Raw genomic sequence first — 8,080 nt, forward strand, 5'->3', positions numbered from 1 at the left:
GCATGGATAATCGCCAGTCTGATTGGGGCGTTAATGAACGGTATTTATTTGCAGGCGGTATTGAAAGGCTGGCGCAACAGCATGTTGTTTACCCTCGCGCTGTTGTTGCTGGATGGTGTGATGTGGGGACTGCTCAACTCTGCCGATAGCGCGCTGTTGTTGGGAACCAGTGTGCTGGTGGTGGCGCTGGCCGGCATGATGTTTGTGACCCGTAATATCGACTGGTATGCGTTTTCACTGCCGAAAATGAAAGCCAGTAAAGAAGTTACAATGGACGATCAATTACGTATCTGGAAATAAGGTTGAAAAATAAAAACGGCGCTAAAAAGCGCCGTTTTTTTTGACGGTGGTAAAGCCGATTAATCTTCCAGATCACCACAGAAGCGATAACCTTCACCGTGGATGGTGGCGATGATTTCCGGCGTATCCGGCGTAGATTCGAAATGTTTACGAATACGGCGGATCGTCACGTCTACAGTACGGTCGTGTGGTTTCAGCTCACGGCCGGTCATTTTCTTCAGCAGTTCAGCACGAGACTGAATTTTGCCTGGGTTTTCACAGAAGTGAAGCATGGCGCGGAACTCGCTGCGCGGCAGCTTGTACTGCTCGCCATCAGGGCCGATCAACGAACGGCTGTTGATGTCCAGTTCCCAACCATTGAACTTGTAGCTTTCAACGCTACGACGTTCTTCGCTGACAGTACCCAGATTCATGGTACGGGACAGCAGGTTGCGTGCACGAATCGTCAGTTCACGCGGGTTGAACGGTTTGGTGATGTAGTCATCTGCACCGATTTCGAGGCCGAGAATTTTATCGACTTCGTTGTCACGGCCAGTCAGGAACATCAACGCAACATTCGCCTGCTCGCGCAGTTCACGCGCTAACAGAAGACCGTTCTTACCCGGCAGATTGATATCCATGATCACCAGGTTGATGTCATATTCAGAGAGGATCTGATGCATTTCCGCGCCATCTGTCGCTTCGAAAACATCATAGCCTTCCGCTTCGAAAATACTTTTCAACGTGTTGCGTGTTACCAACTCGTCTTCAACGATAAGAATGTGCGGGGTCTGCATGTTTGCTACCTAAATTGCCAACTAAATCGAAACAGGAAGTACAAAAGTCCCTGACCTGCCTGATGCATGCTGCAAATTAACATGATCGGCGTAACATGACTAAAGTACGTAATTGCGTTCTTGATGCACTTTCCATCAACGTCAACAACATCATTAGCTTGGTCGTGGGTACTTTCCCTCAGGACCCGACAGTGTCAAAAACGGCTGTCATCCTAACCATTTTAACAGCAACATAACAGGCTAAGAGGGGCCGGACACCCAATAAAACTACGCTTCGTTGACATATATCAAGTTCAATTGTAGCACGTTAACAGTTTGATGAAATCATCGTATCTAAATGCTAGCTTTCGTCACATTATTTTAATAATCCAACTAGTTGCATCATACAACTAATAAACGTGGTGAATCCAATTGTCGAGATTTATTTTTTATAAAATTATCCTAAGTAAACAGAAGGATATGTAGCATTTTTTAACAATTCAACCGTTAGTACAGTCAGGAAATAGTTTAGCCTTTTTTAAGCTAAGTAAAGGGCTTTTTCTGCGACTTACGTTAAGAATTTGTAAATTCGCACCGCGTAATAAGTTGACAGTGATCACCCTGTTCGCGGTTATTTGGTCAAGAAGAGTGGCAATATGCGTATAACGATTATTCTGGTCGCACCCGCCAGAGCAGAAAATATTGGGGCAGCGGCGCGGGCAATGAAAACGATGGGTTTTAGCGAACTGCGGATTGTCGATAGTCAGGCACATCTGGAGCCAGCCACCCGCTGGGTCGCACATGGATCTGGTGATATTATTGATAATATTAAAGTTTTCCCGACACTGGTTGAATCGTTACACGATGTCGATTTCACTGTCGCCACCACTGCGCGCAGTCGGGCGAAATATCATTACTACGCCACGCCAGTAGAACTGGTGCCGCTGTTAGAGGAAAAATCTTCATGGATGAGCCATGCCGCGCTGGTGTTTGGTCGCGAAGATTCCGGGCTGACTAACGAAGAGTTAGCGTTGGCTGACGTTCTTACTGGTGTGCCGATGGTGGCGGATTATCCTTCGCTCAATCTGGGGCAGGCGGTGATGGTCTATTGCTATCAATTAGCAACATTAATACAACAACCGGCGAAAAGTGACACAACGGCAGACCAACATCAACTGCAAGCTTTACGCGAACGAGTCATGGCATTGCTGACGACTCTGGCAGTGGCAGATGACATAAAACTGGTCGACTGGTTACAACAACGCCTGGGGCTTTTAGAGCAACGAGACACGGCAATGTTGCACCGTTTGCTGCATGATATTGAAAAAAATATCACCAAATAAAAAACGCCTTAGTAAGTATTTTTCAGCTTTTCATTCTGACTGCAACGGGCAATATGTCTCTGTGTGGATTAAAAAAAGAGTGTCTGATAGCAGCTTCTGAACTGGTTACCTGCCGTGAGTAAATTAAAATTTTATTGACTTAGGTCACTAAATACTTTAACCAATATAGGCATAGCGCACAGACAGATAAAAATTACAGAGTACACAACATCCATGAAACGCATTAGCACCACCATTACCACCACCATCACCATTACCACAGGTAACGGTGCGGGCTGACGCGTACAGGAAACACAGAAAAAAGCCCGCACCTGACAGTGCGGGCTTTTTTTTCGACCAAAGGTAACGAGGTAACAACCATGCGAGTGTTGAAGTTCGGCGGTACATCAGTGGCAAATGCAGAACGTTTTCTGCGTGTTGCCGATATTCTGGAAAGCAATGCCAGGCAGGGGCAGGTGGCCACCGTCCTCTCTGCCCCCGCCAAAATCACCAACCACCTGGTGGCGATGATTGAAAAAACCATTAGCGGCCAGGATGCTTTACCCAATATCAGCGATGCCGAACGTATTTTTGCCGAACTTTTGACGGGACTCGCCGCCGCCCAGCCGGGGTTCCCGCTGGCGCAATTGAAAACTTTCGTCGATCAGGAATTTGCCCAAATAAAACATGTCCTGCATGGCATTAGTTTGTTGGGGCAGTGCCCGGATAGCATCAACGCTGCGCTGATTTGCCGTGGCGAGAAAATGTCGATCGCCATTATGGCCGGCGTGTTAGAAGCGCGTGGTCACAACGTTACCGTTATCGATCCGGTCGAAAAACTGCTGGCAGTGGGGCATTACCTCGAATCTACCGTCGATATTGCTGAGTCCACCCGCCGTATTGCGGCAAGCCGCATTCCGGCTGATCACATGGTGTTGATGGCAGGTTTCACCGCCGGTAATGAAAAAGGCGAACTGGTGGTACTTGGACGCAACGGTTCCGACTACTCCGCGGCGGTGCTGGCTGCCTGTTTACGCGCCGATTGTTGCGAGATTTGGACGGACGTTGACGGGGTCTATACCTGCGACCCGCGTCAGGTGCCCGATGCGAGGTTGTTGAAGTCGATGTCCTACCAGGAAGCGATGGAGCTTTCCTACTTCGGCGCTAAAGTTCTTCACCCCCGCACCATTACCCCCATCGCCCAGTTCCAGATCCCTTGCCTGATTAAAAATACCGGAAATCCTCAAGCACCAGGTACGCTCATTGGTGCCAGTCGTGATGAAGACGAATTACCGGTCAAGGGCATTTCCAATCTGAATAACATGGCAATGTTCAGCGTTTCCGGCCCGGGGATGAAAGGAATGGTCGGCATGGCGGCGCGCGTCTTTGCCGCGATGTCACGCGCCCGTATTTCCGTGGTGCTGATTACGCAATCATCTTCCGAATACAGTATCAGTTTCTGCGTTCCGCAAAGCGACTGTGTGCGGGCTGAACGGGCAATGCAGGAAGAGTTCTACCTGGAACTGAAAGAAGGCTTACTGGAGCCGCTGGCGGTGACGGAACGGCTGGCCATTATCTCGGTGGTAGGTGATGGTATGCGCACCTTGCGTGGGATCTCGGCGAAATTCTTTGCCGCGCTGGCCCGCGCCAATATCAACATTGTCGCCATTGCTCAGGGATCTTCTGAACGCTCAATCTCTGTCGTGGTAAATAACGATGATGCGACCACTGGCGTGCGCGTTACTCATCAGATGCTGTTCAATACCGATCAGGTTATCGAAGTGTTTGTGATTGGCGTCGGTGGCGTTGGCGGTGCGCTGCTGGAGCAACTGAAGCGTCAACAAAGCTGGCTGAAGAATAAACATATCGACTTACGTGTCTGCGGTGTTGCCAACTCGAAGGCACTGCTCACCAATGTGCATGGCCTAAATCTGGAAAACTGGCAGGAAGAACTGGCGCAAGCCAAAGAGCCGTTTAATCTCGGGCGCTTAATTCGCCTCGTGAAAGAATATCATCTGCTGAACCCGGTCATTGTTGACTGCACCTCCAGCCAGGCAGTGGCGGATCAATATGCCGACTTCTTGCGCGAAGGTTTCCACGTTGTCACGCCGAACAAAAAGGCCAACACCTCGTCGATGGATTACTACCATCTGTTGCGTCATGCGGCGGAAAAATCGCGGCGTAAATTCCTCTATGACACCAACGTTGGGGCTGGATTACCGGTTATTGAGAACCTGCAAAATCTGCTCAATGCTGGTGATGAATTGATGAAGTTCTCCGGCATTCTTTCAGGTTCGCTTTCTTATATCTTCGGCAAGTTAGACGAAGGCATGAGTTTCTCCGAGGCGACTACTCTGGCGCGGGAAATGGGTTATACCGAACCGGATCCGCGAGATGATCTTTCTGGTATGGATGTAGCGCGTAAGCTATTGATTCTCGCTCGTGAAACGGGACGTGAACTGGAGCTGGCGGATATTGAAATTGAACCAGTGCTGCCCGCAGAGTTTAACGCCGAGGGTGATGTTGCCGCTTTTATGGCGAATCTGTCACAGCTCGACGATCTCTTTGCCGCGCGCGTGGCTAAGGCCCGTGATGAAGGAAAAGTTTTGCGCTATGTTGGCAATATTGATGAAGATGGCGTCTGCCGCGTGAAGATTGCCGAAGTGGATGGTAATGATCCGCTGTTCAAAGTGAAAAATGGCGAAAACGCCCTGGCCTTCTATAGCCACTATTATCAGCCGCTGCCGTTGGTGCTGCGCGGATATGGTGCGGGCAATGACGTTACCGCTGCCGGTGTCTTTGCCGATCTGCTACGTACCCTCTCATGGAAGTTAGGAGTCTGACATGGTTAAAGTTTATGCCCCGGCTTCCAGTGCTAATATGAGCGTCGGGTTTGATGTGCTCGGGGCGGCGGTGACACCCGTTGATGGTGCATTGCTCGGAGATGTAGTCACGGTTGAGGCGGCAGAGACATTCGGTCTCAACAACCTCGGACGCTTTGCCGATAAGCTGCCGTCAGAACCACGGGAAAATATCGTTTATCAGTGCTGGGAGCGTTTTTGCCAGGAGCTTGGGAAGCAAATTCCAGTGGCGATGACTCTGGAAAAGAATATGCCGATCGGCTCGGGCTTAGGCTCCAGCGCCTGTTCGGTGGTCGCGGCGCTGATGGCGATGAATGAACACTGCGGCAAGCCACTTAATGACACCCGTTTGCTGGCTTTGATGGGCGAGCTGGAAGGACGTATCTCCGGCAGCATTCATTACGACAACGTGGCACCGTGTTTTCTTGGTGGAATGCAGTTGATGATCGAAGAAAACGACATCATCAGCCAGCAAGTGCCAGGGTTTGATGAGTGGCTGTGGGTGCTGGCGTATCCGGGGATTAAAGTCTCGACGGCAGAAGCCCGGGCTATTTTACCGGCGCAGTATCGCCGCCAGGATTGCATTGCGCACGGGCGACATCTGGCAGGCTTCATTCACGCCTGCTATTCCCGTCAGCCTGAGCTTGCCGCGAAGCTGATGAAAGATGTTATCGCAGAACCCTACCGTGAACGGTTACTGCCTGGCTTCCGGCAGGCGCGGCAGGCGGTCGCGGAAATCGGCGCGGTAGCGAGCGGTATCTCCGGCTCCGGCCCGACCTTGTTCGCTCTGTGTGACAAGCCGGATACCGCCCAGCGCGTTGCCGACTGGTTGGGTAAGAACTACCTGCAAAATCAGGAAGGTTTTGTTCATATTTGCCGGCTGGATACGGCGGGCGCACGAGTACTGGAAAACTAAATGAAACTCTACAATCTGAAAGATCACAATGAGCAGGTCAGCTTTGCGCAAGCCGTAACCCAGGGGTTGGGCAAAAATCAGGGGCTGTTTTTTCCGCACGACCTGCCGGAATTCAGCCTGACTGAAATTGATGAGATGCTGAAGCTGGATTTTGTCACCCGCAGTGCGAAGATCCTCTCGGCGTTTATTGGTGATGAAATCCCGCAGGAAATCCTGGAAGAGCGCGTGCGCGCGGCGTTTGCCTTCCCGGCTCCGGTCGCCAATGTTGAAAGCGATGTCGGTTGTCTGGAATTGTTCCACGGGCCAACGCTGGCATTTAAAGATTTCGGCGGTCGCTTTATGGCACAAATGCTGACCCATATTGCGGGCGATAAGCCAGTGACCATTCTGACCGCGACCTCCGGTGATACCGGAGCGGCAGTAGCTCATGCTTTCTACGGTTTACCGAATGTGAAAGTGGTTATCCTCTATCCACGAGGCAAAATCAGTCCACTGCAAGAAAAACTGTTCTGTACATTGGGCGGCAATATCGAAACTGTTGCCATCGACGGCGATTTCGATGCCTGTCAGGCGCTGGTGAAGCAGGCGTTTGATGATGAAGAGCTGAAAGTGGCGCTGGGGTTAAACTCAGCTAACTCGATTAACATCAGCCGTTTGCTGGCGCAGATTTGCTACTACTTTGAAGCAGTTGCGCAGCTGCCGCAGGAAGCGCGCAACCAGCTGGTTGTCTCGGTGCCAAGCGGAAACTTCGGCGATTTGACGGCGGGTCTGCTGGCGAAGTCACTCGGTCTGCCGGTGAAACGTTTTATTGCTGCGACCAACGTGAACGATACCGTGCCACGTTTCCTGCACGACGGTCAGTGGTCACCCAAAGCGACTCAGGCGACGTTATCCAACGCGATGGACGTGAGCCAGCCGAACAACTGGCCGCGTGTGGAAGAGTTGTTCCGCCGCAAAATCTGGCAACTGAAAGAGCTGGGTTATGCAGCCGTGGATGATGAAACCACGCAACAGACAATGCGTGAGTTAAAAGAACTGGGCTACACCTCGGAGCCGCACGCCGCCGTAGCTTATCGTGCGCTGCGTGACCAGTTGAATCCAGGCGAATATGGCTTGTTCCTCGGCACCGCGCATCCGGCGAAATTTAAAGAGAGCGTGGAAGCGATTCTCGGTGAAACGTTGGATCTGCCAAAAGAGCTGGCAGAACGTGCTGATTTACCCTTGCTTTCACATAATCTGCCCGCCGATTTTGCTGCGTTGCGTAAATTGATGATGAATCATCAGTAAAATCTATTCATTATCTCAATCAGGCCGGGTTTGCTTTTATGCAGCCCGGCTTTTTTATGAAGAAATTATGGAGAAAAACGACAGGGAAAAAGGAGAAATTCTCAATAAATGCGGTAACTTAGAGATTAGGATTGCGGAGAATAACAACCGTCGTTCTCATCGCGTAATCTCCGGATATCGACCCATAACGGGCAATGATAAAAGGAGTAACCTGTGAAAAAGATGCAATCTATCGTACTCGCACTTTCCCTGGTTCTGGTCGCTCCCATGGCAGCACAGGCTGCGGAAATTACGTTAGTCCCGTCAGTAAAATTACAGATAGGCGATCGTGATAATCGTGGCTATTACTGGGATGGAGGTCACTGGCGCGACCACGGCTGGTGGAAACAACATTATGAATGGCGAGGCAATCGCTGGCACCCACACGGACCGCCGCCACCGCCGCGCCACCATAAGAAAGCTCCTCATGATCATCACGGCGGTCATGGTCCAGGCAAACATCACCGCTAAATGACAAATGCCGGGTAACAATCCGGCATTCAGCACCTGATGCGACGCTTAACGCGTCTTATCAGGCCTTGTATTATCCCTCCAGTGCAGAGAAAATCGGCCAGTTTTCTCTGCCTGCAGTCCGCATGC

At 50.9% G+C, this 8,080-nt stretch carries 9 protein-coding genes and 1 other annotated feature; of the genes, 8 read left to right on the forward strand and 1 reads right to left on the reverse strand.

Annotated features, from left to right (window positions below):
• Positions 1-300, forward strand: a 300-nt coding sequence (locus tag QZF50_RS21405) for an inner membrane CreD family protein (protein ID WP_290388985.1), incomplete at its 5' end; no start/stop codon positions are given.
• 59 nt (positions 301-359) lie between these two features.
• On the opposite strand, the gene arcA is transcribed toward QZF50_RS21405, so the two are convergent.
• Complete coding sequence (gene arcA / locus QZF50_RS21410; RefSeq protein ID WP_001194358.1) at positions 360-1,076, reverse strand: two-component system response regulator ArcA; 717 nt, start codon at positions 1,074-1,076, stop codon at positions 360-362.
• A 95-nt stretch (positions 1,077-1,171) separates the two neighbouring features.
• Here arcA and yjjY point away from each other — a divergent pair, with 95 nt between their 5' ends.
• The 7 genes from yjjY to QZF50_RS21445 all read left to right on the forward strand — a co-directional run bounded on the left by yjjY (position 1,172) and on the right by QZF50_RS21445 (position 7,951).
• Entirely contained in the window at positions 1,172-1,312 is a 141-nt protein-coding gene (yjjY, locus tag QZF50_RS21415) for a protein YjjY (protein ID WP_001303782.1), read from the forward strand.
• Between the two features lie 399 nt (positions 1,313-1,711).
• The gene (locus tag QZF50_RS21420; protein ID WP_001223177.1) at positions 1,712-2,398 is read left to right on the forward strand and encodes a tRNA/rRNA methyltransferase; all 687 of its coding nucleotides are present in this window, start codon (positions 1,712-1,714) and stop codon (positions 2,396-2,398) included.
• Between the two features lie 213 nt (positions 2,399-2,611).
• A complete protein-coding gene (gene thrL / locus QZF50_RS21425; protein ID WP_001386572.1) occupies positions 2,612-2,677 on the forward strand; it encodes a thr operon leader peptide in 66 nt (21 codons plus the stop codon).
• Positions 2,613-2,732 (forward strand) — a sequence feature (Thr leader region). It overlaps the preceding gene by 65 nt.
• 25 nt (positions 2,733-2,757) lie before the next feature.
• Positions 2,758-5,220 carry a bifunctional aspartate kinase/homoserine dehydrogenase I gene (gene thrA / locus QZF50_RS21430; RefSeq protein WP_001264698.1) on the forward strand — a complete coding sequence of 821 codons (2,463 nt, stop codon included), beginning with the start codon at positions 2,758-2,760 and terminating at the stop codon, positions 5,218-5,220.
• Between the two features lies 1 nt (position 5,221).
• Positions 5,222-6,154, forward strand: a complete 933-nt coding sequence (thrB, locus tag QZF50_RS21435; RefSeq protein WP_000241649.1) for a homoserine kinase — start codon at positions 5,222-5,224, stop codon at positions 6,152-6,154.
• The gene (gene thrC / locus QZF50_RS21440; protein ID WP_000781063.1) at positions 6,155-7,441 is read left to right on the forward strand and encodes a threonine synthase; all 1,287 of its coding nucleotides are present in this window, start codon (positions 6,155-6,157) and stop codon (positions 7,439-7,441) included.
• Positions 7,442-7,654: 213 nt separating this feature from the next.
• Complete coding sequence (locus QZF50_RS21445) at positions 7,655-7,951, forward strand: DUF2502 domain-containing protein (protein ID WP_000738723.1); 297 nt, start codon at positions 7,655-7,657, stop codon at positions 7,949-7,951.
• Positions 7,952-8,080: the final 129 nt, after the last annotated feature.

Origin of the sequence: uncultured Escherichia sp. (assembly GCF_948475835.1) — a bacterium.
Classification (GTDB): Bacteria; Pseudomonadota; Gammaproteobacteria; order Enterobacterales; family Enterobacteriaceae; genus ECMA0423.